Raw genomic sequence first — 16,075 nt, forward strand, 5'->3', positions numbered from 1 at the left:
CTTGACTGTGACATGGATGCCGCATCCCAGCGCGGAACTTGAATTGGCTCCGCTGCGTTTGTGGACAGCGCATCACCCAGATGCAGTCATCCAACGGGGCAGCACATGACGAAGTTCTCTGCAGTCCGACGCCGCTTTTCGCCGCGCCGCATCACCGCTTTCGCCTTCGCGACTGCCCTGACGGTGCCTTTCGGCGCCGCAAGCGCGCAAACGCTCGGCTATACGCCAATGCAGCCGCAGGCCTATCCGCAGGATCAGGGCTATTCGCAAGGCTACGCAAGCCCGGAGCCGCAGGCCGCCGACGAGGATGCCCTGCTGCCCGATCGGCTGCGCAAGCAGATCGTCAGCTTCGACAGAAGCGAGCCGGCAGGTACCATCGTCATCGATACCGGCAACACCTATCTTTACTACGTTCTCGGCAATGGCCGCGCCATCCGCTACGGCGTCGGTGTCGGTCGCGACGGCTTCACCTGGTCAGGCGTGCAGAGCGTGACGCGCAAGGCGGAGTGGCCGGACTGGCATCCGCCGGCGGAGATGATCGCTCGCCAGCCCTATCTGCCGCGCTTCGTTGCCGGCGGCCCCGGCAATCCGCTCGGTGCGCGCGCGATGTATCTTGGCGGCAGCGAATACCGCATCCACGGCACCAACGATCCCACCACGATCGGCAAGTTCGTGTCCTCCGGCTGCATCCGCATGACCAACGAGGACGTCACCGACCTGTTCGGCCGGGTGAACGTCGGCGCCAAGGTCGTGGTGCTGCCGAAGAACGCGCCGCTGATGGCGAGGGGCGGTGATCCCATGCGCAGGCGCCCGGCGTTGACGACGTTGCCCGCGGGCCGGCAGGCGCTGAACGTGTCGGCGTCGTCGCTGAATTGAAGAGTACGTGAGGCCAAATGAGCAGACGTTCGATCAATAGAATGGCGAGCGGGGCGGCCATCCTGGCCGTCGCCTCGCTGGGCCTCGCGCTGACACCGGCGGCGCACGCGGAGGATTTTTTCTCGGCTCTGTTCGGCGGCTTCCGGATGCGGCCGCCGCCGGAAATCCGGATGCCATTCCCGAACGTCGATATGCCGCGTTATGACGCCCCGCGCCAGCGTTCGGCCTATGGCGGCGGCGCGGCCTATTGCGTGCGCGGTTGCGACGGCCGCTACTTCCCGGCGCAGGGCACCGACGCGGAGAGCAAGGCGCAATCGTGCAAAAGTTTCTGCCCGGCCGCCGAAACATCGCTGGTTTACGGCAGCAACATCGAAGACGCTGCGACAGACGGCGGAAAATCCTATTCCGACCTGCCGAACGCGTTCCGTTATCGCAACGAGATCGTCGCTGGCTGCAGCTGCAATGGCAAGGACGCGGTTGGGCTTGCCTCGGTGAAGGTCACGGATGATCCGACCTTGCGCAAGGGCGACATCGTCGCCGGCGCGGACGGCCTCGTCGTCGCCAACCGTAATGCCAACGACCGCAGTGGCGTCGCGATGAATTTCTCGCCGCTGCCGGAATCGGTGCGCGCAAAATTCCGCCAGTTGCCGGTGGTGGCGAAGGAGTAGGGTGGCGGCGAGTGTGATGCGATGCTGGTGCCCCACCGCTGTCGTCCCGGCGAAGGCCGGGACCCATAACCACAGGAAGTGGTTTGGCGAAGACTTGGGGTTATCAGCTCGCGCGCTAACTACTCCCTGGGGCTATAGGTCCCGGCCTTCGCCGGGACGACATGGGAGTTTGTTGCCGCTTCTTTGCCCAGCCCTATGCCGCGCGGATCTTGCCGAGGAAGTCGCTGACTTGCTGGCCGAGCTGCTGGCTCTGGGTCTCCAGCGTTTCCGATGCCTGCTTGACGTTTTCCGCCGCGCCGGCCGCGGTGTCGGCATCGGCCTTCACGCCCGTGATATTGTCGGAGACGTTCTTGGTGCCCTGCGCCGCATATTGCGTGCTGCGGGTGATCTCCTGCGTCGCCGCGCCTTGCTCCTGCACGGCCGCGGCGATCGCGGTGGCGACCTCGTTGACCTCGCCGATGATGCCGCCGATCGCCTGGATCGCGTTGATGGCGTCGCCGGCGACCTTCTGGATGTCGGCGATCTGCCCGGAGATTTCCTCGGTGGCTTTCGCGGTCTGGCTCGCCAGCGACTTCACCTCGGAGGCCACCACCGCAAAACCTCGTCCGGCTTCGCCGGCCCGGGCGGCCTCGATCGTAGCGTTGAGCGCGAGCAGATTGGTCTGCGCCGCGATGGTGTTGATCAGGCCGACGACTTCGCCGATGCGTCCTGCCGATTGTGCCAGCCCCTGGACGGTGCTGTCGGTCTCGCGCGCCTGGTTGACGGCGCGGCTGGCGATGCCGGCGGCATGGGCGGCCTGCTGGCTGATGTCGTTGATCGAGGCACTGAGCTCCTCGGCGGCGGCGGCTACGCTGTCGACGCTCATCGAGGCGTCGTTGGAGGCCTTGCCGGCGACCTCGACGCGTTCGTTGGTCTGGCGCGACACGGCAGAGAGATCGCCCGAAGTTTTGCGCATCTCGGTCGAAGCGTCGCTCAGTTCGCCGAGTGACTGGCGCACCACGCCCTCGAACTCGCCGACATAAGTCTCGATCGCGCGCTGGCGCATAGCGGCGCCCGCGTTGCGTTCGCGCTCCTGCGCCTCGATCTTGAGCTTGTCGGTGGCCTGCTGCTTGAAGGTCTCCAGTGCGCCGGCGAGCGCGCCGATCTCGTCCTTCCGGTCGAGATAGCCGCTGTCGACGGCAAGATCGCCGCCGGCCACCTTGAGCATGGCGTCGCGAATCCTGTGCAGCGGCGTGATCACGCGGCGGCTGACCGCCAGCATCGCGGCGCCGGTCAGGAGGATAGCGGCGACGAGCAGGGCTGCGTTGACAATCAGCGACTGCGCTGCCGTCGCGCGTTGGGTCGCGGAGTGATCCTTGGCCGCGTCGAGGGCGGCGTCGGCGAGTTTGATCGCGCTCGCCATGCGGCCGACCGAATAAGGGCTCCACTGGTTGGCGGTCATTGATGGTTTCTCGCCCTTCGCGACCGCGGCGATGATGCCGTCGCGCGTGGTGACGTATTGCGGGTCGAAATAGACGGCCTTGGCGTTCGCCATGGCGGCAGCGAGCGCCGGCGGCAGTTGCATGCCCATCGTGGCGAGCTCGATCGCATTCCAGGCAGCATCGGTGCCGCCAACGAACTTCGTATAGGCGAGCTGAAGCTCAGGCGTGATCTTGCCGGTGCCGAGCGCATTGCCGACGATCAACGAGGACTCGCCGGCGCTCAGCCGCAAGAGCCAGGCCATCTGTTTGATCATCAGGAGTTGGTCGATGATCGGATCCTGATGATTGACACTCGCGCTGAGTATCGGCGACAGTTTCTCGAGGATCGCCATCAGCCCATCCTCGGCATCGGTATATTCCTTGGCGAGTGCCGCGCGGCGCGAAGCCTTGGGCTTGACGACCTCGGTCCAGAATTCTGCCTGCTTTTCGAGCAGAACCTTGTTCAGCCGGCCAAGGTCGGTCACCATCGCCTCCCCTTGCGGCAGGTCGATGGAGGGCAAAATCTCGATCGCGCGCGCCAGCGCTGGCATCAGGATGTCGCGGATCCCGCGGATATATTTTTCGATGTCCTGGTCCACCTGGACGTCGGAGGTGAGCTGGCGGCTGCTGGTCGAGCGGTCCGCCCGGATATTCGCCATCCCCTTGAACACCTCGGCTGAGGCGCCAGAGACCGCGACGATCCGGTTGGCGGCTTGCAGCCGCGTCCAGGAGCTCCATGCGCTGAACGAGAACCCGATGACGACGACGAGCGCGGTGGACAGGATCACTGCCTTCAGGAGCGCAGCTACGGTCAAACGATTGAGCATCGGACACCCCGGTACGTGTTTTCGAAGTTCGTGGCCCCGAACGGCAGCCCTCACGAACTTCGCAAGACCAAAGGGATGCACGCAGCTTCACGCGCATGCGGCAGGCGCGCGAAGCGCATTTGGCCTCAAAAGGGTAAAAACTTAGACAGCGGCGCTGCCGTAAAATTACGGGGCGGTTAGGGTTAGAGGGCCTCGCCGGCTCGCGTTGACGAGGTTTGAGGCAAGTTGCTTCCTCATCGTCGTCCTGGCGAAAGCCTGGCTTTCGCCAGGACGACGATGGTGTGTTGGGCCGCTGGCGTGCCTTACAACTGCAGCGTTACCCCGCGCGGATCTTGCCGAGGAAGCCGGTCACCTCATGGCCGAGCTGCCGGCTCTGGGTCTCGAGCAGCTCCGAGGCGTGCTTCACATTGTCCGCGGCAGCCGCTGCGGCATCCGCATCGGCTTTGACGCCGCTGATGTTGTCCGAGACGTTCTTGGTGCCCTGCGCCGCGTATTGCGTGCTGCGGGTGATCTCCTGGGTCGCCGCGCCCTGCTCCTGCACGGCGGCGGCAATTGCGGTCGCGACCTCGTTGACCTCGCCGATGATGCCGCCAATGGTCTGGATCGCAGTGATGGCGTCGCCCGCGACCTTCTGGATGTCGGCGATCTGCTCCGAGATCTCCTCGGTTGCCTTCGCGGTCTGGCTCGCCAGCGACTTCACCTCGGAAGCCACCACCGCGAAGCCACGGCCGGCTTCGCCGGCGCGCGCAGCCTCGATCGTGGCGTTGAGCGCGAGCAGGTTGGTCTGCGCCGCGATCGTGTTGATCAGGCCGACGACCTCGCCGATGCGTCCTGCGGACTTCGCCAGACCCTGCACCGTGCCGTCGGTCTCGCGCGCCTGGGTGACGGCGCGGCCGGCGATGCCTGCGGCATGCGCCGCCTGCTGGCTGATGTCATTGATCGAGGCGCTGAGCTCTTCCGCGGCAGCCGCGACGCTGTCGACGCTCATGGAGGCATCGTTGGAGGCCTTGCCGGCCACCTGGACGCGGTCATTGGTCTGGCGCGACACGTTCGACAGGTCGCCCGAAGTCTTGCGCATCTCGCCGGAAGCTTCGCTCAGCTCGCCGAGGGTCTTGCGGACCGCGCCCTCGAACTCGCCGACATAGGCCTCGATCGCGCGCTGGCGTGCCGCGGCACCGGTGTTGCGCTCGCGCTCATGCTCCTCGATCTTGAGCTTGTCGGTGGCCTGCTGCTTGAAGGTCTCCAGGGCGCCGGCGAGCGCGCCGATCTCGTCCTTCCGGTCGAGATAGCCGCTGTCGACGGCAAGATCGCCGCCGGCGACCTTCAGCATGGCATCACGGATGGTGTTGAGCGGATGGATGACGCGGCGGCTAACCCGAACTTCCCCTCGGGATTTTTGTTAGAGCGTTGAGAGGATTTGAGAAGTTTGGATCGGGCTGATTTTGTAGGCATGTAAATGATGATTTTTGGCTTGCGAATGGCAGGTTTCCGTGATTCGATTCCGGCATGTTCGTCGCCCGCATTCCCAACCGCAACTCACCGCCCGCGATCCTGTTGCGCGAGAGCTATCGCGAGGGCGACAAGATCAAGTCGCGCACGCTGGCCAACCTGTCGCATTGGCCGGATGAGAAGATCGATGCGCTGCGCCGCGTCCTGAAAGGCGAGGAGCTGGTCTCGCCGGCCGAGCAACTGCGGATCGAGCGCTCGCTGCCGCACGGCCACGTGGCCGCGGTGCTCGGCATGGCGCGCCAGCTCGGACTGCATCGCCTTGTCCCGGACAAGCCCAGACGGTTGGCCAGGCTGGCTTTGGCCTTGATCGTGGCACGGGTGATCGAACCGGCCGCCAAGCTGGCCACGGCGCGCCAGCTCAGCGAGGCGACGGCGGCGCATTCGCTGGGCGAACTGCTCGATCTCAGCGCCGTCGACGAGGACGAGCTTTACGAAGCGCTCGACCTGCTCGGCACGGCCCAACCGGGGATCGAGGCGACGCTCGCCAAGCGCCATCTGCATGACGGCTCGCTGGTGCTCTACGATCTCACCTCCAGCTATCTGGAGGGGCGACATTGCGAATTGGCGCGGCATGGTTACAGCCGCGACGGTCGTTCCGACAAGCTGCAGATCGTGTTCGGCTTGCTGTGCGCCGCCGACGGCTGCCCGGTGGCGGTGGAGGTGTTCGAAGGTAACACCGCCGACCCGAGCACGCTGGCCGCGCAAGTCGACAAACTGAAGGCCCGCTTCAAGCTGTCGCGTGTGGTACTGGTCGGCGATCGCGGCATGATCACCAGCGCCCGTATCGAAGCCGATCTGATGCCGGCCGGGCTCGATTGGATCACCGCTCTGCGGGCGCCGGCGATCCGCAAGCTCGCCGAGGACGGCGGCCCGCTGCAATTGTCGCTGTTCGACGATCGCGATATGGCCGAGATCACGTCCCCCGACTTCCCCGGCGAGCGCCTGATCGTGTGCCGCAACCCGGATCTGGCCGACGAGCGTCGGCGCAAGCGCGGCGAGTTGCTGGCGGCGACCGAGAAGGATCTCGCCCGCGTCAAGGCCGCCGTGCAGCGTCAGCGCAACCCCTTGCGCGGCGAGGATGAGATCGGTCTGAAGGTCGGCGCCGTGCTGGGCAAGCGTAAGATGGCCAAGCACTTCCACCTCGCCATCACCGACACTTCGTTCGACTTCAGTCGGATCGAGGATGCCATCGCCAACGAAGCGTCGCTCGACGGCTTCTATGTGCTACGGACCAACGTGCCGGCCGAGAACCTCGACACCGCCGCCACGGTGCGTGCCTACAAGAGCCTGGCCCAGGTCGAACGCGCCTTCCGCACCATCAAGACCGTCGAACTGGAGGTGCGCCCGATCCACCATCGCCTCGCTGGCCGCGTGCGCGCCCACGTCTTCCTCTGCATGCTCGCTTATTACATCGTCTGGCACATGCGCCGCGCGCTGGCCCCGATCCTGTTCGACGATCACGACCGCGAGGCCGCCGACGCCGCGCGCGTCTCGCCCGTCGCCAAGGCCAGAGTCTCGGCCGCGGCCAGAACCAAGGCTAATCGCAAGCACACCCACGATGGCCGGCCCGTGCACAGCTTTCGAACGCTGTTGCAGGATCTCGCCACGCTCACACGCAACATCGTTCGCATCGGTCAGGACGCCCCGGCCGCTATGCTCACAAGTCCAACCCCACTACAACAAGACGTCTTCAATCGGCTCGGCATTCCTATCGCCCCATAATGTAGGCAGACGCGCCGTCACGCCCGCTGGAATTACACGCCAGCTCAAATGCTTACGTCGCTACTCAAGGGGAAGTTCGGGCTAACCAGCATGATCGCGCCGACGGCAAGCCCGATGGCGAGCGCCAGCAGCACGAGCTGCACGATCAGCGCGCGCTGCGCGCCACTGCGCTGCTCCAGTGTATGAGTCTTGGCGGCGTCGAGGGCGGCTTCCGCGACCGCGACCGCGCTCGCCATGCGGCCGACCGTGACCGGGCTCCACTGGTTCGCGGTCATCTCGGCCTTCTCGCCCTTGACCAGCGCATCCGCAAGGCGGTCGCGCAGGGTCAGATATTGCGGCTCGAAATAGGCGGTCTTGGCGGCGGTCATCGCGGAGGCGAGCCCCGCCGGCAGTTGCATGCCCGCGGTCGACAATTCCAGTGCCTTCCACATCGCGCTCGTGCCGCCGACATATTGGGTATAGGCGTAGCGGCCTTCCGGCGTGATCTTGCCGGCGGCAAGCCCGGTCGAGACGATCAGCGAGGCTTCACCCGCGGTGTTGCGCAACAGCCAGGCGTTCTGCTTGATCGACAGCAGCTGGTCGATCGCGGCATCCTGGTGGTTGACGGTGGCGGCCAGGATGTTCGAGAGCTTGTCGAGGGTATCGAGCAGGCCCTGCGTCGTCTCCATGTATTCCTTCGGCAGGCCGGCGCGGCGCTGATCCTTGGGCTTGGCCACATCCTCCCAGAACTGCTTCTGCTCGTCGGTCAACAATTTGAACAGCCGCGCGAACTCCGGCACCAGCGTGGCTGATTGCGGGAAGTCCATGGTCGGCAGCAGCTCGAGCGCTCGGGCCATCGCCGGCATCTGGTCGTCGCGCAGCGCGCGCAGATATTTCTCGATCGTGGCATCCATCGGCTCGGTCGCGTTCAGCAGCCGCGTGGTGGTCGAGCGGTCGGTGCGCAGATTGTGCATCGCCTTGAACAGGTCGGCGGAGGCGTCAGCGATCTGCGAAATGCGGTTGGCGGTCTTGAGGCGATCCCAGGACTCGTAGGCGGTGAGCGAGAGCGCCATCACCACGCAGATCGACGTGATCGCGATCACCGCCTTCAGAAGCGCGGATACGGTCAAACGATTCAGCATCGAAGCCCCCCAATTCCCATTTCAAAGTTCGCAAGAGACGCCCCGGCAACTCAAAAAACAGGGGGCGCGACAAGATAGGCAATCGCATGCCGTCTGCGGCTGGCTGCAAACGGTTTCGACATCTGAAACGAAAAGGGTAAAGTTTTAGGCTGGCGGCCTATCGTAGAAGTACGGAAATACTAGAAGTTGCAAGGGGTTGCTGGAATGGAACCGGCACGGCAGGCGCGCGTTAGGACACCATTAGCAATTTGCCTGAAGGGGGCCTTGCGATGCTGGTCGGTGTACTCGTCACCTTTCTCGTCGTCATTCTCGTGCTTTATCTCATCAACATGCTGCCGATGGACGGCCGTGCCAAGCAGATCGCGCGCGTCGTCGTGATCATCATTGGCGTCGTCTCGCTGCTGAAATACCTGACGGTGTTCTAGGGCTTCGCGGGGGTTCGCGTAGCCCGGATGGAGCGAAGCGAAATCCGGGGCCTTGCCCCAAGCTGCGTCGGTCCCGGATTGCGCTTCGCTCCATCCGGGCTACTGGGATGCCCAACAAAAAGCCCCGGCTTGCGCCGGGGCTTTTGGGATCCGAATGACTGCGCTCAGCCCGCCGCCTTGGCCTCGCGGCGGCGCGCGGTGAGGATGTATTCGGTGTAGCCGTTGGGCTGCTCGCGCCCCTTGAAGACGAGGTCGCTGGCCGCCTTGAACGCGACACCGTCGAAGGAGGGCGCCATCGGCTGATAGAGCGCATCGCCGGCGTTCTGCTTGTCGACGACGACGGCCATGCGCTTGAGGGATTCCATCACCTGCGCCTCGGTGATGACGCCCTGGTGCAGCCAGTTGGCGAGATGCTGGCTGGAGATGCGCAAGGTCGCGCGGTCTTCCATCAAACCGACATCGTGGATATCAGGCACCTTGGAGCAGCCGACGCCCTGGTCGATCCAGCGCACGACGTAGCCCAGAATGCCCTGGCAGTTGTTGTCGATCTCCTGCTTGACGTCGTCGGGCGCCCAGTTCGACTTCGACACCGGAATGGTGAGGATGTCCGAGAGCTTCGCGCGCGGCCCGCCCTTGGTGAGCTCCTGCTGGCGCGCGATGACGTTGACCTGGTGGTAGTGCAGCGCGTGCAGCGTCGCCGCGGTCGGCGACGGCACCCAGGCGGTGGTGGCGCCAGCCTGCGGATGGGCGAGCTTCTGTTGCAGCATGTCCGCCATCTTGTCGGGGGCGGCCCACATGCCCTTGCCGATCTGGGCGTGACCGGGCAGGCCGTCGATCAATCCCATGTCGACGTTCCAGTCCTCATAGGCCTTGATCCAGGCCTGCGCCTTCATCTCGTTCTTGCGGATCATTGGACCCGCTTCCATCGAGGTGTGGATCTCGTCGCCGGTGCGGTCGAGGAAGCCGGTGTTGATGAACATGATGCGCTTGGAGGCGCGCTGGATACAGGCCTTGAGGTTGACGGTGGTGCGCCGCTCCTCGTCCATGATGCCGACCTTCATCGTGTTCTCGGGAAGCCCCAGCATCTTCTCGACGCGGTCGAAGATCTCGCAGGTCAACGACACCTCGTCCGGGCCGTGCATCTTCGGCTTGACGATATAGGCCGAGCCGGTGCGGCTGTTCTTGACCTTGGAGTTGCCCTTGAGGTCATGGATCGCAAGCAGGCCCGAAACGGCGGCATCGAGCAGGCCTTCCGGAATCTCCTCGCCGTTCTCGTCCAGCACAGCGTCGGTGAACATGTGATGGCCGACATTGCGCATCAGCAGCAGGCTGCGGCCGTGCAGCTTCACCTCGCTTTTGCCGTCCGGCGTCTTGTAGCTGCGGTCGGCATTGAGCGAGCGGGTCAGCGTCTTGCCGCCCTTGTCGAAATCGGCCGACAGCGTGCCGTTCATCAGGCCGAGCGTGTTGCGATAGACCAGCACCTTGTCTTCGGCGTCGACGGCGGCAACCGAGTCCTCCATGTCGAGGATGGTGGAGACCGCAGACTCCATGATCATGTCGGCGACGCCGGCCGGATCGTCCTTGCCGATGGTGTTGCTGCGGTCGATCTTGACCTCGACATGCAGGCCGTTGTTGGCGAGCAGCACCGCGGTCGGTGCGGCCGCATCGCCCTGGAAGCCCGCGAATTGCGCGGCGTTCTTCAGCGCGGTGGCGTTGCCGCTCTTCAGCTTCACCGCGAGCTGGCCGGCGACCACGCTATAGGCGGTGACGTCGGTGTGGCTGCCGGTCGCGAGCGGAACGGCGGCATCGAGGAATGCCTTGGCCTTGGCGATCACCTTGTCGCCGCGCGCCTTGTTGTAGCCCTTGCCGGTATCGCCCGCATCGTGCGGGACCGCATCGGTGCCATAGAAGGCATCATAGAGCGAGCCCCAGCGCGCATTCGCCGCGTTCAGCGCGTAGCGCGCATTGGTGAGGGGGACGACGAGCTGCGGCCCGCAGATCTTGCCGATCTCCTCGTCGACATTGGCGGTCTCGACCTTCTGCGTCGCCGGCTCCGGCAGGAGATAGCCGATCTCCTTCAGGAAGGCAGTATAGGCGTTGATGTCGAACGGCTTGCCCTTGTTGGCGCGGTGCCAGTCGTCGATCTTGGCTTGCAGCGTGTCGCGGACCGCCAGCAGCGCACGGTTCTTCGGCCCCAGCTCCTTGATGATGGCGGCAAGTCCGGCCCAGAACGCGTCCGGCGCGATCCCCGTGTTCGGGGCCGCTTCCTTGGCGATGAAATCGAACAGGACGGGAGCGATCTTCAATCCATGGGCGTCGACGCGTTTCATGATGGGCTTTCTCGTTGGAAATGGCTGTTTTTGGCTGCTTTTGACTCGGCAGCAGCATAATGCGCCCATAAAGGACGGCTTTCGGGGCTCTATTAGCCCGAAAATCGGGGCCGTGAGAAGGCCCCCGGGGTCTGTCAAAATGTCAAGGCGGGGTGGCGGCAGACGCGCTGAGTTTCCGCGCGAGGAGGCTCGATCGCGCAGCATGCGCGCTGCGCTCCCTCCCCCCTTGCGGGGGAGGGCAGGGGAGGGGGGTGGCCCAGGAATAGGTGCGTCCGTATTCAACGATACGAGGCGCGCGTTGTTCAATCGAGAGAGTCCCCGTGTGGCACCCCCCTCCCTAACCCTCCCCCGCAAGGGGGGAGGGAACGCAGTCGAGCGTGGGGATGTAGCGCGGTCTCTCTCGGAAGAGCGCGCCCCTCAAATATTCGCGGCCAGATCCACGACCTCGTCGAACAGCACGCCGGTTGTCTTCAGCATCTGCTCGATCTCGTCAGCTGCATCTGCGACCGAACGCGTCGACGTATCGATCACGAGTTCGGCGCCTTGCGGCGTCTCGTAGTCGTTGCCGATGCCGGTGAAGGAGGCAAGTGCGCCGGCGCGGGCCTTCTTGTAGTGGCCCTTGGGGTCGCGCTCTTCGCAGACGTCCGCGGGCGTCGCGACATGGATCTCGCGGAATGCGGTGTCGGCGATGCGACGCGCTGCGGCGCGGTCCTCGCGGGCGGGCGACACGGCTGCGACGATCGCGATATGGCCGTTGCGGGCGAGATGCGTCGCGACTTCGGCGAGGCGGCGAATGTTTTCGCTGCGATCAGCAATGGAGAAACCGAGATCGCTGTTGAGCCCGGCCCGCACCGTGTCGCCGTCGAGCAGGATCGGAGAGCCGCCATTGGTGAACAACCGCCGTTCCAGCGCTTTCGCCAGCGTCGACTTGCCGGAGGCCGGGAGGCCGGTGAGCCAGACCACCGCACCGTTGTGGCGGTAGCGCGCGGACCGCTCGTCGGGCCGCAGCGCGGATTCCACCGGCACGATGTCGACCGGCACGGCGCGCTGGCCGGCATCGACCGACAGCACCAGACCGCCGCCGGCGATACGCCCGGAGACTTCAATCACGAGGCGCCCGGTGCGCGGATTCTCGGTGTAGGGATCGGTGGCAATCGGGTTCGAAAGAGAAATGTCGATCTCGCCGACATGGTTGCGCCCGATCGCCTTGTTCTCGACGCTCGAGAGCTCGCCGGGATCGACGGCCTTTTCGATGGCGACAACGGTGGCGCGGCTCTCCTTCGGGCCGCAGCGCACCAGGAGCTGGTCGCCCTTGGCAAGCGGCTTGTCGTGCAGCCAGAAGATCCGCGCGCGCAGCCGCCGCGTCTCGCGCGGGGCGGCCGCGGTATGCGCGATGATGTCGCCGCGCTCGACGAACAATTCGCGGTCGAGCGTGATGCCGACCGAGCGGCCGGCGCCCTGACGCCCGGCGACCGGGGTCACCGGCCAGCTCTCGACCGTCTTGATCTTCGCGATCTTGCCGGCGGGCATGATCACGATCTCGTCGCCTGCGTTGAGGCTGCCGGACTCGATGCGGCCGGCGACGATGCGGCGGTCGTCGAACTTGTAGATCGCCTGCACCGGCAGCCGCAGCGCCAGCGCTTCCAGCGGACGCGCCGGCTCGAGCCGGTCGAGTGCCTCGACCACGGTCGGACCCTTGTACCAGCCGATGCGATCGGTTCGCTCGGCGACCCCGTCGCCGTCGCGGGCGGAAATCGGGATCACTGCCGTCGGCTTCACGCCGAGGCTTTGCAGATGTGCGGAAATCTCGTCGCTGATCGCCTTGAAACGTTCAGCGGAGAAGTCGACGCGGTCCATCTTGTTGACGACGATGGCGACCTGCTTCACGCCGAGCAGATGCAGGAGATAGCCGTGCCGCCGGGTCTGGTCGCGCACGCCTTCGAGCGCATCGATGATCAGCACCGCGCCGTCGGCCTGCGAAGCGCCAGTGATCATGTTGCGCAGGAATTCGGCGTGGCCGGGCGCGTCGATCAGCACGATGTCGCGCGAATTGGTGCGGAAGCGGATCTGCGTGGTGTCGATGGTGATGCCCTGGTCGCGCTCGGTCTGGAGCGCATCGAGCAGGAACGACCATTCGAAGGCCATGCCGCGCCGCGCACTGACGGCCTTGAGCATTTCGAGCTTGCCGTCGGGCAGGCTGCCGGTCTCGTGCAAAAGGCGGCCGACCAGCGTCGACTTGCCGTGGTCGACATGGCCGACGATGACGATGCGGACTTGCGGTCGCGTCGTGCCGTTCGGGGTGGCGGGCGAAGCCGTGGTGACGATCATGTTCATACCGCGTGCATCCTAGATCAGAGATAGCCGGCGACGCGCAGGCGCTCGAAGGCGTCCTCGGTCTCGTGGTCGAGCGCGCGGCCCGCACGCTCCGGCACCTTGGTCTGTTCGAGCTCGATCAGGATCTCGTCGATGTTCGACGCGGTCGAATTCACCGGGTTGGTGATGTCCTGATCGCCCAGCGAGCGGTAGCGCTTGCCGTTTTGAGATAGATAAAGCGGGATGATCGGGATGTTCTCGCGCTTGGTGTAGGCCCAGATATCGGCCTCGGTCCAATGCAGGATCGGGTGGATGCGCAAATGGGCGCCCTGCGGCGGCGACGCGTTGAAATGGTCCCAAAACTCCGGCGGCTGGTCGCGCACGTCCCAATTGCCTTCGAGTCCGCGTGGCGAAAACACGCGCTCCTTGGCGCGCGTCGCCTCTTCGTCGCGGCGGATGCCGGCGATCAGGCCGTCAAAGCCGAATTTGGCGAGCGCCATCTTCAGACCTTCGGTCTTGCGCGCGGCGGAACGGGCGGCCGGGGGAAGCGTTGGGTCCACGGCATCGATCGGCGGGCAGGGTTCGACGCGCAGGTCGAGCTCCCATTCCTTCCCGTAGTGGTCGCGGAAACGATACATCTCCGGAAACTTCTTGCCGGTGTCGACATGGAGGGCGGGGAACGGCAATCGGCCGAAGAACGCCTTGCGCGCCAACCAGATCATGACGTTGGAGTCCTTGCCGAGCGACCACAGCAGGGCGATCTTCTTCAGGCGGGCAAAGGCCTCGCGGAAGATGTAGATGCTCTGCGCCTCGAGCTGGTCGAGATGATCCATGCTGGGGGCGGTTGGCTCGACCGGAATTTGCTGGGAAACGGGAGCCGCAAAGCTCCGTCCATTTGCGCCGGAATCGGTCCTAAGAATATGCATCTCTGCCACTTTGCGTTTGGAGGCGAAAATTCTATAGTTGCAGCGCGGAAGAGAAGAAAAATTTTCTCTTTGCGCGCTCGAAACGACACATATATAGAAAATAATTCCAGTCAACCCCGTATGTGGGGGAAGCGAGTATCGCATGCGGTTCCTGCCGGTGTTCCTCGATCTCACGGCCGGTCCGGTGGTCCTCATCGGCGCGGGCGAGCTTTTGCGCGCCAAGCTGCGCGTGCTCGCCGCCGCCGGGGCGCGCATTCGCGTGCATGCGATCGACCGAGATCAGGAGCTTGGCGGACTCGGCACTGATGATGCTGCCCGTGTCGAATTCGCCGATAGCGATCCGCTGACCGCCGATCTTGCCGGCGTCATCGCCATCGTCTGCGCGGGCGCGGGCGATATCGGTGTTGCGATGTCGGTTCGCGCAAAGGCGCTGGGCCTGCCCGTCAACGTCATGGACGATCTCGAACACTCCAGCTTCATTTTCCCGGCGATTGTCGATCGTGGCGACGTCGTGGTCGCGGTCGGCACGGGCGGAACGTCGCCGGTGGTGGCACGGCGCGTGCGTGAGAAGATCGAGGCGCTGCTGCCGTCGCGCATCGGCGAGCTCGCCGAGTTCATCGGCGGCTTCCGCAAATCCATCAACGAGCGCATCACCGAGTTTCCGTTGCGCCGCCGCTTCTGGGAGCGCGTCATCGACGGTTCGATCGGCGCCTCCGTGCTCGCCGGCCGCAAGAGCGAGGCGGAAGCCGCGCTTAAGCAGATATCCGATCCGTCCGCCTTCGCGCGTGCCGGCAAGCCGGAAGGCTCCGTCGCGCTGGTCGGTGCCGGCCCCGGCGATCCAGATCTTCTCACCATCAAGGCGCTACGCGCGTTGCAGGATGCCGATATCGTCTTTCATGACGAGTTGGTTTCGCCGGAAATTCTCGACCGCATCCGCCGTGACACCACGCGCGTTCCGGTCGGCCGCCGCGTCGGCAAGCCCGGCATCGGCCAGGACGCCATCAACCGGCGGATGATCGAGGCGGCACGAGCCGGCCAGCGCGTGGTGCGGCTGAAGGGCGGCGATCCCTTCGTGTTCGGCCGCGGCGGCGAAGAGATTGAAGCCTTGCGCGCGGCGGGCGTCGCCTACTCGATTATTCCCGGCATCACCGCTGGGCTCGGCGGCGCCGCCGATTTCGAGGTGCCGCTCACTTACCGTCACGAAGCGACCCGCATCACCTTCCTCACCGCGCACAAGGCGCGCGATGCCGAGACGGTCGACTGGTCGACGCTGACCGACACCAAAATGACCGTCGTCGTCTACATGGGCATGACGGCGGCGCCTGCCGTGCGCGCCGGCCTGTTTGCCGCCGGCCGCTCGCCGGAAACGCCGGTCGGCGTGTTCGCCCGCGTCACGCGTCCCGATGCGCAAGGCGCCATCGGCATGCTTCGCGACCTGCCCGAGCTCGTGCGGCGGACCAATGGTGGTCCTGCCATCCTCATCATCGGCGATGTGGTCCGGCATGCCGGTTCCCTTCGCCGCGAAACCGCCGAGAAAACTCCAAAGCAAATTATCTCTGACCTCCTGGATGCAGCCGAATGACCTCCCCGCTTGAACAGAAGAAGATCAAAATCGCCGGCCCCTCGGTCGTGACCGCCAACCGCACCTGGGACGGCATCGTGGTCTATCGGACCGCCGCCAAGGGCTGGTCCGCGGACCTGTCGGAAGCCGCGATCGTGCGCAACTCCGATGAGGCGAAAGCGTTGCTTGCCGAGTCCGTGGCCGATGACGTCGGTGCGATCGGCCCCTATATCGCGCCGGTGCAGATCGGCGAGGACGGCAGAATCGAACCCGGCAATCTGCGCGAACAGATCCGCCGCACCGGCGTGACAATCGGGTCGCCGGTCCAGGTTTAAGG

Annotated in this window: 11 protein-coding genes and 1 pseudogene; 6 read left to right on the forward strand and 6 right to left on the reverse strand. The window is 65.1% G+C overall.

The window, feature by feature from the left end; genetic code table 11:
- Positions 1–105: 105 nt before the first annotated feature.
- Complete coding sequence (locus tag IVB18_RS04090; RefSeq protein ID WP_247988059.1) at positions 106–876, forward strand: L,D-transpeptidase; 771 nt, start codon at positions 106–108, stop codon at positions 874–876.
- 17 nt (positions 877–893) lie between these two features.
- Entirely contained in the window at positions 894–1,544 is a 651-nt protein-coding gene (locus IVB18_RS04095) for a DUF2865 domain-containing protein (RefSeq protein WP_247988060.1), read from the forward strand.
- A 193-nt stretch (positions 1,545–1,737) separates the two neighbouring features.
- Here the strand turns inward: IVB18_RS04095 and IVB18_RS04100 are convergent, their stop codons facing one another.
- On the reverse strand, positions 1,738–3,831 hold the full coding sequence (locus tag IVB18_RS04100) for a HAMP domain-containing methyl-accepting chemotaxis protein (RefSeq protein ID WP_247988061.1): 2,094 nt from the start codon (positions 3,829–3,831) through the stop codon (positions 1,738–1,740).
- A gap of 316 nt (positions 3,832–4,147) precedes the next feature.
- Positions 4,148–5,206: pseudogene (locus tag IVB18_RS04105) on the reverse strand (HAMP domain-containing methyl-accepting chemotaxis protein); the annotation flags it as partial.
- A 131-nt stretch (positions 5,207–5,337) separates the two neighbouring features.
- Here IVB18_RS04105 and IVB18_RS04110 point away from each other — a divergent pair.
- A complete protein-coding gene (locus tag IVB18_RS04110; RefSeq protein ID WP_247983724.1) occupies positions 5,338–7,062 on the forward strand; it encodes an IS1634 family transposase in 1,725 nt (574 codons plus the stop codon).
- A 44-nt stretch (positions 7,063–7,106) separates the two neighbouring features.
- Here the strand turns inward: IVB18_RS04110 and IVB18_RS04115 are convergent, their stop codons facing one another.
- A complete protein-coding gene (locus IVB18_RS04115) occupies positions 7,107–8,183 on the reverse strand; it encodes a hypothetical protein (protein WP_247988062.1) in 1,077 nt (358 codons plus the stop codon).
- Positions 8,184–8,452: 269 nt separating this feature from the next.
- Between IVB18_RS04115 and IVB18_RS04120 the strand changes: the two genes are divergently transcribed.
- Positions 8,453–8,608 (forward strand): Thivi_2564 family membrane protein, encoded by a 156-nt coding sequence (locus IVB18_RS04120; protein WP_011084288.1) that lies wholly within the window; start codon positions 8,453–8,455, stop codon positions 8,606–8,608.
- A gap of 164 nt (positions 8,609–8,772) precedes the next feature.
- Here IVB18_RS04120 and IVB18_RS04125 read toward each other — a convergent pair whose 3' ends face one another.
- The 3 genes from IVB18_RS04125 to cysD all read right to left on the reverse strand — a co-directional run bounded on the left by IVB18_RS04125 (position 8,773) and on the right by cysD (position 14,084).
- Entirely contained in the window at positions 8,773–10,938 is a 2,166-nt protein-coding gene (locus IVB18_RS04125; RefSeq protein WP_247988063.1) for a malate synthase G, read from the reverse strand.
- A gap of 417 nt (positions 10,939–11,355) precedes the next feature.
- Entirely contained in the window at positions 11,356–13,272 is a 1,917-nt protein-coding gene (cysC, locus tag IVB18_RS04130; protein ID WP_247988064.1) for an adenylyl-sulfate kinase, read from the reverse strand.
- Between the two features lie 17 nt (positions 13,273–13,289).
- Positions 13,290–14,084 (reverse strand): sulfate adenylyltransferase subunit CysD, encoded by a 795-nt coding sequence (gene cysD, locus IVB18_RS04135; RefSeq protein ID WP_247988065.1) that lies wholly within the window; start codon positions 14,082–14,084, stop codon positions 13,290–13,292.
- 235 nt (positions 14,085–14,319) lie between these two features.
- On the opposite strand from cysD, the gene cysG reads away from it, so the two are divergent.
- The gene (cysG, locus tag IVB18_RS04140) at positions 14,320–15,759 is read left to right on the forward strand and encodes a siroheme synthase CysG (RefSeq protein WP_247988066.1); all 1,440 of its coding nucleotides are present in this window, start codon (positions 14,320–14,322) and stop codon (positions 15,757–15,759) included.
- Positions 15,756–16,073 (forward strand): DUF2849 domain-containing protein, encoded by a 318-nt coding sequence (locus IVB18_RS04145; protein WP_247988067.1) that lies wholly within the window; start codon positions 15,756–15,758, stop codon positions 16,071–16,073. Before cysG ends, IVB18_RS04145 begins: the two co-directional genes overlap by 4 nt.
- Positions 16,074–16,075 lie beyond the last annotated feature (2 nt).

Origin of the sequence: Bradyrhizobium sp. 186, assembly GCF_023101685.1 — a bacterium.
In the GTDB taxonomy this organism is placed as follows: domain Bacteria; phylum Pseudomonadota; class Alphaproteobacteria; order Rhizobiales; family Xanthobacteraceae; genus Bradyrhizobium.